At 65.7% G+C, this 16,028-nt stretch carries 14 protein-coding genes; 9 read left to right on the top strand and 5 right to left on the bottom strand.

What is annotated here, in order from left to right; translation table 11 throughout:
• Positions 1-168 precede the first annotated feature (168 nt).
• Genes I603_RS09650 through I603_RS09635 form a run of 4 tightly spaced genes read left to right on the top strand, consistent with a single transcriptional unit; the run spans position 169 to position 4,130 of the window.
• Positions 169-1,941 (top strand): peptidoglycan DD-metalloendopeptidase family protein, encoded by a 1,773-nt coding sequence (locus I603_RS09650; RefSeq protein ID WP_324613948.1) that lies wholly within the window; start codon positions 169-171, stop codon positions 1,939-1,941.
• A 59-nt stretch (positions 1,942-2,000) separates the two neighbouring features.
• Positions 2,001-2,996, top strand: coding sequence for a porphobilinogen synthase (hemB, locus tag I603_RS09645; protein WP_068864491.1), 996 nt, complete (start codon positions 2,001-2,003; stop codon positions 2,994-2,996).
• Complete coding sequence (locus I603_RS09640; protein ID WP_068864489.1) at positions 2,989-3,555, top strand: GNAT family N-acetyltransferase; 567 nt, start codon at positions 2,989-2,991, stop codon at positions 3,553-3,555. Before hemB ends, I603_RS09640 begins: the two co-directional genes overlap by 8 nt.
• Complete coding sequence (locus I603_RS09635; RefSeq protein WP_068864487.1) at positions 3,552-4,130, top strand: gamma carbonic anhydrase family protein; 579 nt, start codon at positions 3,552-3,554, stop codon at positions 4,128-4,130. Before I603_RS09640 ends, I603_RS09635 begins: the two co-directional genes overlap by 4 nt.
• On the opposite strand, the gene I603_RS09630 is transcribed toward I603_RS09635, so the two are convergent.
• The 5 genes from I603_RS09630 to I603_RS09610 form a co-directional block, all read right to left on the bottom strand.
• Entirely contained in the window at positions 4,127-4,639 is a 513-nt protein-coding gene (locus I603_RS09630; RefSeq protein ID WP_068864485.1) for a DUF1993 family protein, read from the bottom strand. The genes I603_RS09635 and I603_RS09630 overlap by 4 nt on opposite strands.
• Before the next feature lie 38 nt (positions 4,640-4,677).
• Positions 4,678-6,276 (bottom strand): cisplatin damage response ATP-dependent DNA ligase, encoded by a 1,599-nt coding sequence (locus tag I603_RS09625; RefSeq protein WP_068864483.1) that lies wholly within the window; start codon positions 6,274-6,276, stop codon positions 4,678-4,680.
• A complete protein-coding gene (locus I603_RS09620) occupies positions 6,276-7,283 on the bottom strand; it encodes a ligase-associated DNA damage response exonuclease (RefSeq protein WP_068864481.1) in 1,008 nt (335 codons plus the stop codon). The genes I603_RS09625 and I603_RS09620 overlap by 1 nt, the downstream gene beginning before the upstream one ends.
• Before the next feature lie 67 nt (positions 7,284-7,350).
• On the bottom strand, positions 7,351-9,708 hold the full coding sequence (clpA, locus tag I603_RS09615; RefSeq protein ID WP_068864479.1) for an ATP-dependent Clp protease ATP-binding subunit ClpA: 2,358 nt from the start codon (positions 9,706-9,708) through the stop codon (positions 7,351-7,353).
• Positions 9,709-9,839: 131 nt separating this feature from the next.
• The gene (locus tag I603_RS09610; RefSeq protein WP_068864477.1) at positions 9,840-10,043 is read right to left on the bottom strand and encodes a DUF1192 family protein; all 204 of its coding nucleotides are present in this window, start codon (positions 10,041-10,043) and stop codon (positions 9,840-9,842) included.
• Positions 10,044-10,144: 101 nt separating this feature from the next.
• Here I603_RS09610 and I603_RS09605 point away from each other — a divergent pair, with 101 nt between their 5' ends.
• From I603_RS09605 to I603_RS09585, 5 genes are all read left to right on the top strand, one after another.
• Positions 10,145-11,167 carry an NAD(P)H-quinone oxidoreductase gene (locus I603_RS09605; protein WP_232305344.1) on the top strand — a complete coding sequence of 341 codons (1,023 nt, stop codon included), beginning with the start codon at positions 10,145-10,147 and terminating at the stop codon, positions 11,165-11,167.
• Between the two features lie 122 nt (positions 11,168-11,289).
• Entirely contained in the window at positions 11,290-12,213 is a 924-nt protein-coding gene (locus tag I603_RS09600) for a UDP-2,3-diacylglucosamine diphosphatase (RefSeq protein WP_232305343.1), read from the top strand.
• 5 nt (positions 12,214-12,218) lie between these two features.
• The gene (locus I603_RS09595; RefSeq protein WP_407643900.1) at positions 12,219-13,322 is read left to right on the top strand and encodes a glycosyltransferase family 4 protein; all 1,104 of its coding nucleotides are present in this window, start codon (positions 12,219-12,221) and stop codon (positions 13,320-13,322) included.
• A gap of 100 nt (positions 13,323-13,422) precedes the next feature.
• Positions 13,423-14,160 carry a DUF1013 domain-containing protein gene (locus I603_RS09590; RefSeq protein ID WP_068864475.1) on the top strand — a complete coding sequence of 246 codons (738 nt, stop codon included), beginning with the start codon at positions 13,423-13,425 and terminating at the stop codon, positions 14,158-14,160.
• Between the two features lie 128 nt (positions 14,161-14,288).
• A complete protein-coding gene (locus I603_RS09585) occupies positions 14,289-15,950 on the top strand; it encodes an AMP-binding protein (RefSeq protein ID WP_068864474.1) in 1,662 nt (553 codons plus the stop codon).
• The last annotated feature ends 78 nt before the right edge of the window (positions 15,951-16,028 follow it).

Raw genomic sequence — 16,028 nt, 5'->3', positions numbered from 1 at the left:
GGCCATCCGGGCAAGGCCGCGTCCGGCCCCGGTTCGCTCATACGGGCAACAACTTATCGCACCCGTGATGCATTTGGTCGCTGGTTAATGCGAAGTTTACTTTGATCGGGCAGAGAAATGCGACAAGGCGGGCGGGGTCTGCCCGCAAGGGGCACGACAGTCGGGGCAATGATGTTGGACCACGCGCGCAATCCAGGCGAGCTGCCCGAGGCAGATAGCGCGCCCGAAACGGGCGACCGCGCGCGCGCACCAATGCCGGTCGGGCCCGTCCCTGCCGCCGTCCCCGTGGATCCCGAGGCCGCGCGCGAATTGCTCCCCTACCTGCGCAATTCCAGGAAGCTCGCTCCCCCGACCAAGGCCGAGCAGGCCCGGCGCAAGGTGGTGGCCCGGGTCAATGGTTTCAGCGAGCGATATGACGAATGGAAGCTCGCCGCCTCGCGCTGGTTCGACGGCCTCGATCTCGCGCCCGATCTGGCCGAGAATATCGGCAGCCGCCGCTGGTTTCGCGGTGTCGGCACGATGGTCGGTCTCGGCGCGCTGGCGCTGGCATTCTGGCCCGACCTGACCCCGCTCGAAGCGCGTCCTGCCATGCCGCAGGATGACGAGGTGGTCAGCGAAATGCGCAGCCAGATGATCCTGCCGCTGGCGCTGGGCGCGGATTCGGGCCGCCGCATGGGACCGACCGGGCATGTCATCCCCCTGAAGAGCGCGCCGGAACGGCCCCAGATCCAGCTTGTGGTCACGCTGGCGCCGGGCGACAGCTTTGCCAGCATGCTGCGCCGCGCGGGCGTTGCATCCGGCGACATCGACCGCGCCGAGGCGCTGGTCGGGCAGGCTGTGCCGCTGTCCGATATCGCTCCGGGCACCCAGCTTGACGTATTGCTGGGCCGCCGCCCGGCTCCGGGCCAGCCGCGCCCGCTGGACAGCCTCGCCTTCCGCGCCCGCTTCGATCTCGAACTCGAACTCACCCGGCCCGGTGTCGGCGAAACCGCCGAGGATGGCACGCCAGTCATCCCGAGCGGACCCCTGGCGCTCAAACGCAACATCATCCGCGTGGACGAGACCCCGCTGCGCGTGCGCGGCACGGTCGGCAGCAGTCTGTACCGCTCGATGCGGCAGGCCGGGGTCCCGGCGAGCGCAGTGCAGGACTATCTCAAGGCGCTCGATGCGCAGGTCGATATGGAACGCGAAGTCCGCTCCACCGACGAATTCGATATCATCCTTGCCTATCGCCGCGCCGCAACCGGCGAGCGCCAGGCGGGGCAATTGCTCTATGCCGGGGTCGATCGCGGCGGCAAGCCGCGCACCCAGCTGATGCGCTGGGGCAAGGATGGTCGTTTCTACGAGGCATCGGGCGTGGGCGAGCAGCGGGGCGGCTTGCTGGCTCCGGTGCCGGGCCGGATCACGTCGGGCTTCGGGATGCGCCGCCATCCGATCCTGGGTTACAAGCGGATGCACGCCGGGATGGACTTCAAGGCGCGCTACGGAACGCCGATCGTCGCCGTCAGCGACGGGCGGGTGAGCGCTGCGGGCCGCGCGGGCGGCTGCGGCATCGCGGTGCGACTGGAGCATGGCGGGGGCCTGTCGACCCGCTATTGCCACATGAGCCGCATGGCGGTGGGCCGCGGCCAGCAGGTGCGCCGTGGACAGGTGATCGGTTATGTCGGCTCGACCGGGCTTTCGACCGGCCCTCACCTCCATTACGAAATGTATCGCGGCGGGCGGGCGATCAATCCCGCCAGCGTCAGCTTTGTCAGCCGCGCCGAACTGACCGGCACCGAACTGATCGATTTCCGTCGCCAGCTGATCCGGCTGAAGGAAGTGGAAACCGGCGCAGCGCTGAAGGATCTCGAACCCCTGCCGACCGAGATCGAGGAGCCGGTGCGCGAGATCGAGAAGATCGACCTTGCCAAGCGGACCGGACAGGCGCGTTCGCTGTAACGAACTGCCGGTAACGAACCGCTTGTCGCGCGGGCGCCATTGCGCCTAAACCTCGGGCTATGACCGGAAGCTATCCCAACACCCGCCTGCGTCGCACCCGCCGCCACGGCTGGAGCCGCGCGCTGCACCGCGAGACGGTGCTGACTCCCGCCGACCTCATCTGGCCGCTGTTCGTCACCGCTGGCGAAGGCGTGGAGGAACCGGTGGCGACCCTGCCCGGTGTTTCGCGCTGGTCGGTCGATGGCATCGTGGCGCGCGCGAAGGAGGCAGCCAGCCTCGGCATTCCGGTCGTGGCGCTGTTCCCCAACACGCCGCGCGAATTGCGCAGCGACGACGGGGCCGAGGCGCATAATCCCGACAACCTGATGTGCCGCGCGATCCGCGCGATCAAGGACGCCTGTGGCAACGACATCGGCGTGCTGACCGACGTGGCGCTCGATCCCTATACCAGCCACGGGCAGGACGGGCTGATCGACGAGAGCGGCTATGTCGTGAACGACGAGACGGTGGCGGTGCTGGTCGACCAGGCGGTGAACCAGGCCAATGCGGGCGCGGACATCATCGCGCCTTCGGACATGATGGACGGCCGCATCCACGCGATCCGCATGGCGCTGGAGATGAACGGGCATCCCAATGTCCAGATCATGTCCTACGCCGCCAAATATGCCAGCGCCTTCTACGGCCCCTTCCGCGATGCGGTGGGCAGCGGCGGGCTGCTGAAAGGCGACAAGAAGGCCTACCAGATGGACCCCGCCAATGCCGACGAGGCGCTGCGCGAAGTGGCGCTCGACATTGCGGAAGGGGCGGACAGCGTGATGGTCAAGCCGGGCCTCGCCTATCTCGACATCATCTACCGCGTGAAGCAGCGCTTCGATGTGCCGGTGTTCGCCTATCAGGTCTCCGGCGAATACGCGATGATCGAGGCGGCACAGGCCGCCGGCATCGGCGATCGAGACGCGCTGGTGCTGGAAAAGCTGATCGCCTTCAAGCGCGCCGGATGCAGCGGGGTGCTGACCTATCACGCCGCCCATGTCGCCCGCCTGCTGAATGGCTGAGTCCTCCGATGCCTTCCGGCATGAAACCGACCGCCTTGCCTTGCGCGACTGGCGCGAGGAGGACTGGCCGGAGTTCTGGCGCGTCACCAATACGCCTGCCGTGATGCGCTGGCTGGGCGGGGTGGCGGACGAGGCCGCGCGGGCTGCCGCGCGGGCGCGGCTCGAATCCTACAGGCACGATCACGGCCATACCTTCTGGGTGGTCGAGCGCAGGGAGGATGGCGTGCTGCTCGGCTTCTGCGGATTGAAGCGCTCCAATCAGGCGGGCGGACCGCAGGGGATGATGGAGGTCGGCTGGCGGCTGCGCGAGGATGCCTGGGGGCAGGGTTATGCAAAAGAGGCCGCCACCGCCGCGCTTGCACTCGCCTTTGACCGTTTCGGCGCGGACGAGGTTATCGCGCTGACGGTGCAAGGCAACACCGGCAGCTGGGGCCTGATGCTGCGCCTGGGAATGGAACGGCGCGAGGATCTCGATTTCGACAGCGCCGATTTCGATTCCGAAAATCCGCGCATTATCGCCTATGCCATGGCCCGCGAAGAATGGGAGAGCCAGCAATGACCAGTCGCAACCCCGAACGACCGGGCGTCAACATCATCCCGATCCACGGGAAAACCCCGAAAATCCACGACACCGCCTTCATCGCGCCGGGCTGCACCATCATCGGCGATGTCGAGATCGGCGCGGGTTCATCGATCTGGTATAATTGTGTGCTGCGCGCTGACGTCTTCACGATCCGCATCGGCGAGCGCACCAATGTCCAGGACGGTTCTGTGCTCCATTGCGACCCGCCGCGCCCCGGCGATCCCGATGGCTGCCCGCTGGTGATCGGCGATGATGTGCTGATCGGCCACATGGCGATGGTGCATGGCTGCACAATTCACGACCGCGGCTTTGTCGGGCTGGGTGCGATCGTCATGAACAAGGCGGTGATCGGCTCGGATGCGATGCTGGCCGCAGGCGCGATGCTGACCGAGCGCAAGGTGATGGGCGAGCGCGAGCTCTGGGCCGGGCGGCCCGCGGTCAAGCTGCGCGACCTGCCTGAACCGGCCATCGCCGGAATGCGGATCGGGGTGGCGCATTATGCCGAAAACGCGAAGCACCACGCCAAGGCGGTGGCCGCGGCGCTTGGCTAGCCTGCGGGCTGCTTCAGATATTTCATCATGTAGCCGAGGTAATCCGCCTTGCCGATCGCAAGGCCCTCGGCGCGCAGGATCGCATAGGCGGCCATCAGGTGGAAATAGACCTGCGGCGTGGCCCAGTCGCGGCAATATTCGTGGGCCTGCATCGCGAAGGCCATGCCGTTGGGCAGGGTGAACTCGACCGTATCGCCGCTCGCGGGCCAGGTCGCGGTGTCGGTGTTTGCGACCACATCGCGCGCGGCGGCGATGCGGGCGCGGGCATCGGCGAGGGAGGTGATGTCGCTATCGTCGGCAGCGAATCCGGCGTTCCCGAGACGGTTCAGCGCTGTCGCTACCTGATCGATGGTGAAGCGGATCTGGGTGTGGAGCGGGAACATGTCCTCGGCCAGCCGGGATTGCAGCAGCGCCTCGCCCTTTTCATGGCCTTCGGCCTTGGCGACGAGGTGATCGAGCGTGCCGAGCATGTTGGCATAGGTGGCAAGCGCGGCGGTGGCATAGGACATGAATCTCTCCCGTGGTGTGCGGGTGAAGTAGGCCGCGCTCAGTCCTTTATCAATGCGCGCAACCCCTCCACCCGGTCGGCTTCGTGCGCGGGCTTGTCCCAGCGGATGCGGTGGATGCGGGGGAAGCGCATGGCGAGGCCGGACTTGTGGCGCTTGCTGGTGTGGACCGAATCGAAGGCCACCTCGAAGACCAGTTCGCGCTTCACCTCGCGCACCGGGCCAAAGCGACCCACCGTGTTCTGGCGCACGAATTTGTCGAGCTTCTTCAGCTCCGCATCGGTGAAGCCCGAATAGGCCTTGCCCACCGGGAGCAATTCCGCGCCCGCATCGGGATCGCCGTCCCAGCAGCCGAAGGTGTAGTCGGAGTAGAAGCTTGACCGCTTTCCCGAGCCGCGCTGGGCATACATCACCACGCAATCGACGAGCAGCGGATCGCGTTTCCACTTGTACCACAGCCCGACCTTGCGCCCGGCGAGATAGGGGCTTGTCCGGTGCTTGAGCATCAGGCCCTCGATCGCCTCGTCGCGCGCGGTTTCGCGGATGGCGGCGAGCGCGGCGAAGTCTTCCGCCTCGACCAGTTGCGAGAGATCGAAATGGCTTTCCGGCAGGCGCGGCATCAGCCCTTCCAGAGTTGCGCGGCGCGACTTCCACGGCGCCTCGCGCCAGTCGGTGCCTTCCAGCAGCAGGACATCGTAGAGGCGGATGAAGGCGGGATACTCCTTGAGCATTTTTCCCGAAACCGTCTTGCGTCCGAGCCTTTGCTGGAGCGCATTGAAACTCGCCGCGCCTCCAGCCTTGCCACCCTGCGCCGACCCGCGCACCAGCAATTCCCCGTCCAGCACCCCCTCTACCGGCAGGGCATCGAGAAATTCCGGGAAGGTGGCTGAAATATCGTCGCCCGAACGCGAATAGACCCGCGTTTCTCCTCCCGCGCGTACCAGTTGCACGCGGATCCCGTCCCACTTCCACTCGGCGGCATAGTCTTCGAGATCGACCTGCGTTTCTTCCAGCGGGTGGGCGAGCATGAAGGGCCGGAAGCGCGGGACGTTGGCCAGGTCGGGCGCGGGCTCGCCCTGCGCCGCCCAGCGGAACAGCGCGTCATAGGGCGCGGTGAGCGCGTGCCAGTATTCCTCGACCTCCTCGACCGCCACGCCAAAGGCCTGTGCGAAGGCGGTCTTGGCGAGGCGCGCCGAAACGCCCACCCGCATCCCGCCGGTTGCCAGCTTGATCAGCGCATAGCGGCCTTTGGCATCCATCCGGTCGAACAGCGCGGGCAGCTCTATCGGCGCGGTCGTCCTGGTGAGCGCTGACAGGCGTTCGACCACCTCGGTCAGCGTCAGGCCTTGCCCTGGCGCTTGCGTTTTCGGTTCGGGCCACAGCAGGCTGGCGGTCTCCGCCGTGTCGCCGACGAAATCGCGGCTCAGCGTCCACAGCACCGGATCGACCCGCTCCATCATCAGGCCCCGGATAGTGGAGGATTTGACCGCCGGAAAATCCAGCCCCCCGGTCAGGCCCGCCAGCGCCCAGCCACGGTCAGGATCGGGCGCGGCGCGCAGGTAGTCCGCGATCAGCGCCAGCTTGCGATTGCGGCTGGTGGTGTAGACCAGCGCATCGAGGAGGGCGGCGAATTCCTCCATTAATCGTCCTCGTCCTCATAGCCCACCAGCGCCAGTGCGCGGGCGCGGCGCTGGTTCAACTGGCACCAGCGCAGCAGCGCCTCCTCGCGGCCATGGGTGATCCAGGTTTCCTGCGGGTTCACTTGCGTGATGGTGGCGGTGAGTTCGTTCCAGTCGGCATGGTCGGAGATCACCAGCGGAAGCTCCACCCCGCGTTGGCGGGCGCGGGCGCGCACCCGCATCCACCCGCTCGCCATGGCGGTGATGGGATCAGGCAGGCGGCGGCTCCAGCGGTCATTGAGCGCGGAAGGAGGGGCGATGACGATGTGGCCGCGCAGCGCCTCTTTTGATGGCGCATCGCTGACGAGCCTGAGATCACCGAGCGCCACCCCGTGTTCTTCATAGAGCCGGCACATGGCCTCCATCGCCCCGTGCAGCCAGATGGTGTCATGAAGTCCTGCCGCCCGCAGCTCTGCGATCACCCGCTGCGCCTTGCCCAGCGCATAGGCCCCCACGAGGATGCAGCCGTCGGCATTTTCCTGCAACACTTTCAGAAGCTTGCCGATCTCCTCACCGATGGGCGGGTGGGTGAAGACCGGCAGGCCGAAGGTCGCCTCGGTGATGAAGATGTCGCAGGGGGTGACGGCAAAGGGCGCGCAGGTGGGATCGGGCACGCGCTTGTAATCGCCGGTGATAATGACGCGTTCGCCTGCATGTTCGAGCAGGATCTGCGCCGAGCCGAGCACGTGTCCCGCAGGCAGGAAGGTCGCGGTGACGCCGCCGCCCAGACTGACGGTTTCGCCATACTCCGCCGGGCGCGCGCCTTCGCGGGTGTTGTAGCGCAATTGCATGATCGCGAGGGTCGCCGGGGTCGCAATGCTCTCTCCATGTCCGCCGCGTGCGTGATCTGCGTGCCCGTGGGTGACGAGGGCGCGCGGAACCGGGCGCGACGGGTCAACCCAGATATCGGCTGGCGCGACGTAAATGCCCTGCGGCGCGGGCCGGATCCAGGAGAAGGGGGCGGTCATCTTGCCTCAAACAAAAAGGGCGCGGAAGAGGTTCCTCTCCCGCGCCCCTTTCGTTTTGCGATCGGTCTCAGCTCTCGTCCGTTTCCGGAGCGGCCTTCTTGGCGGCGGGCTTTTTCCTTGGCGGAGCCTTGCGCTTGGCCTTCACCTTGGGCGGGGCCGGGGTCATCTCGAAGGCGGGCTTGCCGTCCTTGATGCTGACATGCACCTCGCCGCCGTCGGACAGCTTGCCGAACAGCAGTTCCTCCGCGAGCGGCTGCTTGATCTTTTCCTGGATCAGGCGACCCATCGGACGCGCGCCATAGAGCTTGTCGTAGCCCTTGTCCGCCAGCCAGCTCCTCGCATCGCTGTCGAACTGGATGTGGACGTTCTGTTCGGCCAGCTGCAGTTCGAGCTGGAGGATGAACTTGTCGACCACGCGCGCCACGGTGCTCTTGCCGAGATAGGCAAACGGCACGATCGCATCCAGACGGTTGCGGAATTCGGGGGTGAACATCTTCTTCACCGCCTCGTCGCCCGCGTCTTCTTTGCTGACGTCGCCGAAACCGATCCCCTGCCGCGCCATGTCGGCGGCGCCCGCATTGGTGGTCATGATCAGCACCACGTTGCGGAAATCGACCGTCTTTCCGTGGTGGTCGGTCAGGCGCCCGTTATCCATCACCTGCAACAGGATGTTGAACAGGTCGGGGTGGGCCTTCTCGATCTCGTCGAGCAGCAGCACGCAATGCGGGTTCTGGTCGACCGCATCGGTCAGCAGCCCGCCCTGGTCATAGCCGACATAGCCCGGAGGCGCACCGATCAGGCGGCTGACCGAATGGCGTTCCATGTATTCCGACATGTCGAAGCGCTTCAGCTCGATGCCCATGATGCTGGCGAGCTGGCGCGCGACCTCGGTCTTGCCGACGCCGGTGGGGCCGGAGAACAGGAAGCTGCCGATCGGCTTGTCCGGATCGCGCAGGCCCGCACGGCTCAGCTTCATAGCGGTGGCGAGGCGGGTAATCGCCTCGTCCTGGCCGAAGACGACATGCTTGAGATCGCGTTCGAGGTTTTCGAGCGCCTTTTTGTCGTCCTTCGATACCGACTTGGGCGGGATGCGCGCCATGGTCGCGATCACCGCTTCGATTTCCTTGGCGGTGATGGTCTTCTTGCGGCGGCTGGGCGGCACCAGCATCTGCATCGCTCCGACCTCGTCGATCACGTCGATCGCTTTGTCGGGCAGCTTGCGGTCATTGATGTAGCGCGCCGAGAGCTCGACCGCGGTCTTGATCGCATCGGGCGTGTACTTGACCTTGTGATGCTCCTCGAAGGCAGAACGCAGGCCCTTGAGGATCTTGACCGTGTCCTCGATGGTCGGCTCGTTCACGTCGATCTTCTGGAACCGGCGCAGCAGGGCGCGGTCCTTTTCGAAGTGGTTGCGGAATTCCTTGTAGGTGGTCGAACCGATGCAGCGGATCGCGCCCGACGACAGGGCGGGCTTCAACAGGTTCGAGGCATCCATCGCCCCGCCGCTGGTCGCGCCCGCGCCGATCACGGTGTGGATCTCGTCGATGAACAGCACCGCGTGGGGCATCTGTTCGAGTTCGGAGACGACCTGCTTGAGCCGTTCCTCGAAATCGCCGCGATAGCGCGTGCCCGCCAAGAGCGCGCCCATGTCGAGCGAGTAGATCACCGCTTCCGAGAGGACTTCCGGCACATCGCCTTCGACGATCTTGCGCGCCAGACCTTCGGCGATCGCGGTCTTGCCCACGCCGGGATCGCCGACATAGAGCGGGTTGTTCTTGGAGCGGCGGCACAGGATCTGGATCGTCCGGTCAACCTCCGGCCCGCGCCCGATCAGCGGATCGATCTTGCCGCTTTCCGCCTTGGCGTTGAGGTTCACCGTGAACTGGTCGAGCGCCGTTTCCTTCTTGTTGCCGCTTTCCTTGCTTGTTTGCGCGGCTTCTTCGGGCTTGTCGGTGCCTTGCGGTGTCTTGCTTTCGATCTGGCGGCCGCCCTTGCCGATGCCGTGGCTGATATAGCTCACCGCATCCAGCCGGCTCATGTCCTGCTGCTGGAGGAAATAGACCGCATAGGAATCGCGTTCCGAGAACAGCGCGACCAGCACGTTGGCGCCGGTGACGGTGTCCTTTCCGCTAGACTGCACGTGCAGGATTGCGCGCTGGATCACCCGCTGGAAGCCCGCGGTGGGCTGCGGATCGGCCCCGTCCTCGGTCTTCAGCGACTGGTATTCCTGATCGAGATACTGCTTCACCACCTCGCCCAGTTCGGCAAGATCCACCCCGCAGGCAGCCATCACCTGGGCGGCATCCTCGTCATCGATCAGCGCCAGCAGCAAGTGTTCGAGCGTCGCATATTCGTGCTTGCGTTCGGACGCATTGCCGAGCGCGTTGTGCAGGGTCCGTTCGAGGTTCTGTGCGAAGCTGGGCATGGGAAATCTCTACGAGAGGGCGAAGGATGCTCCTGACGAGGGAGCGGTCGGAGTCGTGCGCAGACTATATGGGATGGTCGCAGGAAATTGCGAATCCGTTTGCGCGCGCAATGGCGGAAAAGCGGTGCGGTTCATGCGCCCCCCTTCCCGAACAGCGCATCGGCTGCGGCGCGGTGCGCGGCGGCCTTGCCCTTGTGCGCGGTGACACGGACGATTTCGGCTTGCAGCAGAGCGATGCGCTCGTCGAGTTCGGCTTGTGAATAGGGGCCGAGATCCTCGGCGGCGAGGCGCGATGCCGCGTCTCCTTTGGCGCGTGGGAGATCCGGTTCTTCCATTGCCGTGCAGCATCAGCCCCAAGCGGCTTGCTGTCAATCGGCAAGGCGGTTATTTGCCCTCGCGACGTGGTAAACGCGCGGCAATCAGGGGGATAGCGGTGATGGTAGTGGGTTCCGGGGCAGACCTGCCCGAAAGCATGTCTGCCATCGTCTACGATGCGCCGGGGCCAGCCGACGTGCTGCGCATCGACAGCCTGCTCCTGCCGCGTCTGCGCCCGGACGATGTGCTGATCAAGGTTGCCTATGCCGGGGTCAACCGTCCTGACTGCCTGCAGCGCGCGGGCGCCTATCCGCCGCCGCCGGGAGCCTCTCCGCTTCTGGGGCTGGAAGTTTCGGGCGAGGTGGTCGCCGTGGGCAGCGAAGTGCCCCGCGAGCTGATCGGGCAATATGTCGCCGCCCTCACGCCCGGGGGTGGCTATGCCGAATATTGCGCGGCGCACTGGCAGCATTGCCTGCCCGTGCCTGAAGGGATGCTGCTGGCAGAAGCCGCCGCGCTGCCCGAAACCCTGTTCACCGTGTGGCACAACCTGTTCGAGCGCGGCCTTGCGCGTGACGGGGAGAGCGTGCTGATCCACGGCGGCACCAGCGGCATCGGGACCATGGCAATCATGCTCGCCAAGGCCTTCGGGATGGAGGTCGTCGTGACTTGCGGGGATGCCGCCAAATGCGCCGCCGCGACCCGGATCGGCGCGGACCTCGCGGTCAATTACCGCGAGGCCGATTTCGTCGAGGCGGTGATGGCGCACACCGAAGGGCGCGGCGTCAACGTGGTGCTCGACATGGTGTCGGGCGATTATGTCGCGCGCAATCTCAAATGCCTCGCCGAAGATGGCCGCCATGTCACCATCGCCGTGCTGGGCGGGGCAAGAGCGGAACTAAGCATGGCGCTGGTGATGATGCGCCGCTTGACCCTGACCGGATCGACCCTGCGCCCGCGCACCGATGCCTTCAAGGCCGCACTCGCCGACGAGATCGCCGACAATGCCTGGCCGCTGTTCTGTGACGGGGAGCTGTCGCCGGTGATGGACATGACCTTCCCGCTGGCGCAAGCCGCCGCCGCCCATGCGCGGATGGAGGCGGGACAGCATATCGGCAAGATCGTGCTGGAGGTCGCAGGCGGATAGGACTTGCCGCGATGAATCATAACTGACTCGTAACACTATCGGAAAATGACGCGGAACCGTCATTTACCTGTGAGTCCCTTGTAACATTTCGCTGCCATGGCTGAGCCAAAGCACGCCATGACATGCGAGGGTTGCCCATGACCGGTGCCGATCTGTCCGATCTCATCAACGACAACATCGCCAGCTTTCCGCCCGGCCGTCCGCGCACGCCCGAACCCGAAGGGGGCGCCAGGCGCCGCTATCGCACGATCTGGATCAGCGATGTCCATCTCGGCACCAAGGGCTGCAATGCCGAGCTGCTGATCGACTTCCTCGATAGCGTGGACAGCGAGACGATGTATCTGGTCGGTGACATCATCGACGGATGGCGCTTGAAGAAGAAGTTCTATTGGCCCGCCGCGCACAACGACATCGTGTGGCGCATCATGAAGCGCGCCAGACGCGGCACGCGGGTGGTCTATATCCCCGGCAACCACGACGAGATGTTCCGCCAGTTCACCGGATTGAACTTCGGCGGGATCGAGATCCGCCGTGCCGCCTTCCACGATACCGCCGATGGCCGGCGGTTGATGGTGCTGCACGGCGACGAATTCGACGCGGTGATGCTCTCGCACCGCTGGCTCGCCTTCGTGGGCGACCATGCCTATCACCTGATGATGAAGTGCAACATCGCGGTCAACACCGTGCGGCGCTGGATGGGCAAGCCCTACTGGTCGCTCAGCAAGGCGGCCAAGCACAAGGTCAAGAACGCGGTCGAATTCATCGGCAAGTACGAGGAAGTCGTCGCCCGCGCGGCAGGCGAGCGCGGGGTCGACGGGGTGGTGTGCGGCCACATCCACACTGCCGAGTTCCGCACTTTCCAGCACAATGGCAAGCCGGTCGAATACTGGAACGATGGCGACTGGGTGGAAGGCTGCAACGCGCTGGTCGAACATCACGACGGGCGGATGGAGATCCTCCACTGGCCCGAGGAAATGAAGCGCCGCGCCGAGAGTGAGGCCGCTGCCGCAGCCCCGCAGGACGATCCGGCGCGCGAGGCGGCGTGAACCGGCTGACGTCAATCCTTCCCGAGACAGGGACCTTGGCGAGCACCTCGGCATCGATCGCGCCTGCATCAATCGCTATCGTCACCGATGCCTGGCACCCGCAGACGAACGGGGTGGTGCGCACGCTTTCGACCACTTGCGAGGTGCTGCACCGCTGGGGGCATGACGTCACCGTGATTTCGCCTGAAAGCTATCCGTCGCTGCCGGCGCCGACCTATCCCGAGATCCGCCTCGCGCTGACTGTCCCGGGCGCGGTCGGGCGGCGGCTGGCGAAAATCGCTCCGGAGGCGGTGCATATTGCCACCGAGGGACCGTTGGGCCTGGCCGCCCGCCGATATTGCTTGCGGCGCAAGGTGCCCTTCACCACCGCCTATCATACCCAGTTTCCCGATTACCTCGCCCGCCGCACCGGCCTGCCTGCGCGGGTGTTCTGGCCCTATATCCGCTGGTTCCACCGCCCGGCGGAAACGATCATGGTGGCGACCGAGACGATCCGCACGCAATTGCGCGAAGAGGGCCTGACCCGGCTGACCCACTGGAGCCGCGGCGTCGATCTGTCGTGCTTTACGCCAAAAGCTGCCCCGCCGCCCGAATATGCCGGCCTCGCGGGGCCGATACTGCTCTATGTCGGGCGGATCGCGGTGGAGAAGAACATCGAGGCCTTCCTCGCTTGCGACTATCCGGGAACCAAGGTCGTGGTCGGTGACGGTCCGGCACGCGCGGCGCTGGAGGCGAAGTTCCCGGATGCCCTGTTCCTCGGCAAGAAGACCGGAGAGGCACTGGCGGGCTGCTATGCCGGGGCCGACGTGTTCGTTTTCCCGAGCCGCACCGACACCTTCGGGCTGGTGATTATCGAAGCGCTGGCGTGCGGCACGCCGGTTGCCGCCTTTCCGGTGCCGGGGCCGCTCGACATCGTCACCGAAGCCGTGGGCGCTCTCTCGGAAGACCTCACCCGCGCGATCGACGCGGCACGGTACTGCGACCGCGGCGCCTGCGCCGCCCATGGCGCATCCTTTTCATGGGAAGCGGCAACGCGGCAGTTTCTGTCGGGCCTGGTCGCGCTGGAAGAGGAGCAGGCGGTCAGCCTTCAGGCAATTCCGGCCTTCTGACTCCCTTTTCCTTGCCGTTTCGCAGCGTTTCGCCTATCTGTGCTGCCAAGGCGGCCGCTCCGAAAGGGGCGGCCCTTTCATTTTCAACGGAGATTCCCCCATGGCTACCAAGGATCAGCCCAAGCCGCTGATGCCGCACGCCACCGCGACGTGGCTGGTGGACAATACCGCCCTGTCGTTCGAGCAGATCGCCGAGTTCTGCGGGCTGCACATCCTCGAGGTGCAGGCGATGGCCGACGATCTGGCGGGCAGCAAGTATACCGGCCGCGATCCCGTCCACGCCGGCGAGCTTACCCAGGCCGAAATCGAGAAGGGCCAGGCCGATCCCGCCTATGCGCTCCGGATGCACAAGGCGCCGGTCGAGGTGACCCGCACCAAGGGCCCGCGCTATACCCCGGTGTCGAAGCGTCAGGACAAGCCCGACGGCATCGCCTGGATCCTGCGCAATCACCCCGAGGTGTCGGACGCGCAGATTTCCAAGCTGATCGGCACCACCCGCAACACCATTGGCGCGATTCGCGAGCGCTCGCACTGGAACATCCAGAACATCCAGCCCAAGGATCCGGTCACGCTCGGCCTGTGCTCGCAGCGCGAACTCGATGCGGTGGTGGCCAAGGCCGCCAAGCGCGCCGGTCCGAGCGAGGGCGGCGAGCCTGCGGTCACGGGCGAGCGCGACGAGCGCGAGAAGCTGATCGAGGAACTGCGCGCCGAGCGCGAGGCGAGCCACAAGGCCGCTGCAGAGGCAGCGCAGGAAGCCGAGGCCGAGGCCTGGCTGGCCGCGCGCCGCGCTGCCGAAGCCGAGGAAGAAAAGATCGACCCCGAAAGCGGGTTCATCTGAGCCTGACAGCGGGTTCCCGGAGTGCATCCACCGCGCTCCGGGAACCGCTTCCAGCAATTGCGAAAAATTAGCACCTGCCGCGCGGGTTTCGCTTGTGCGCGCCTGCAAACTCGGCCAATGTTACTGACATGTCTGTTAGTAGCGCGCTCTACCATCACCCTATCCCCAAGGACACCCGGTTCGAGCCGATGAGCTTGCCGGAGATGTTCGCGCGCACAGTGCGCGCCGATCCGCAGGCGCCTTTCCTGCATTTTCTCGGGCGCACCTATTCCTACGGGGAAATCCTGCGCGATGCGCAGCGCTTTGCCGCCGGATTGCAGGCGCTCGGCATCGCCAAGGGCGACCGGGTCGGCCTGTTCCTGCCCAATGTCCCGATCTATGCCGCGGCCTATTACGGCGCGATGATGGCGGGCGCGATCGTCGTCAATTTCTCGCCGCTTTACTCGGTCGAGGAACTGAGCTGGCAGGTGGCCGACAGCGGAACGCGGGTTCTGGTGACGCTCGATGTACCGGAACTCTACAAGACAGCACACAAGGTGCTGGACGCCTCGGACCTCGAAACGCTGGTGGTGGGCAGCCTTGCCGACATGCTGCCGTGGTACAAGGGGCTGGCGCTGAAGCTGCTCAAACGCAGCCAGATTGCCGATGTCGCCTATGGCCCGGCGATCCGGAGCTGGGCGGACATGACCCCGGACAAGGCGCCCGCACCGGTCGATGTCACTCCCGCCGATCTGGCGCTGCTGCAATATACCGGCGGCACCACCGGCCGGCCCAAGGGGGCGATGCTGGGGCATGACCAGCTTTCGGTGAACGCGCAGCAGGTCGCCGCGCTCAATCCCTTCGGCGATGCGCGGCACGAGGTTTTCATGGGGGCGCTGCCGTTCTTCCATGTCTTCGCCAATACCGCGCTGCTCAATCACGCCATGGTGAGCGGCGCCGCGATCGCCATGGTGCCGCGGTTCGAGACCAAACAGGTGCTGGAGACGATCCAGCGCTACAAGTGCACCGGTTTTCCCGGTGTGCCGACCATGTTCCAGGCGATCCTCGATTATCCGGCGCTTGGCGAATATGACCTTTCGAGCCTCAAGGTCTGCATTTCGGGCGGGGCGCCGATGCCGGGGCCGGTGCATGTCCGCTTCGAAGAGGTCACGGGCGTCCGGCTGGTCGAAGGCTATGGCCTTACCGAAAGCGCGGGCGTGGTCTCGGCCAATCCATACGAAGGCACCCGCAAGCGCGGCACCATCGGTCAGCTGGTGCCCGGAACGGCGGTCATCCTGCTCGACAAGGAAGACCCCGCCAGCCTCGCTCCCGAAGGCGAGCCGGGGGAACTCGCGGTATGCGGTCCGCAGGTGATGCGCGGCTACTGGAACCGGCCCGAAACCGACGCGGATACCTTCGTCGAGCGCGACGGCAAGCGCTACCTGCGCACCGGCGATGTCGCGCGGATCGATGCCGACGGGTTCCTCGAAATCGTCGACCGCATCAAGGACATGATCGCGGTCGGCGGCTTCAAGGTGTTCCCGAGCGTGGTCGAGGATGTGATTCTCGAACATCCCGCCGTGAAGGAGGCGCTGGTGATCGGCGTGCCGGAGGAATATCGCGGCGAGGTGCCGCGTGCCTATGTGACGCTCCACGACGGCGCCTCGGCCACGGCAGAGGAACTGCGCGACTGGCTCAACGCGAAGATCGGCAAGCACGAACGGGTCGACGCGGTGGTGATCCGCGCGGACCTGCCCAAGACAATCATCGGCAAGCTTGATCGCAAGACGCTGCGGGCAGAGGTGCTCTAGGCCGACTTCACCGGGGCCTAGAGCCCCCCTCGACCCTTGCCTGACCCCCTCCAGCGTGCTGCTTGCGAGGGGGTTTCA

Source organism: Erythrobacter dokdonensis DSW-74, from assembly GCF_001677335.1.
Taxonomy (GTDB): domain Bacteria; phylum Pseudomonadota; class Alphaproteobacteria; order Sphingomonadales; family Sphingomonadaceae; genus Erythrobacter; species Erythrobacter dokdonensis.
This window is presented reverse-complemented; position numbering and strand designations above follow the sequence as displayed.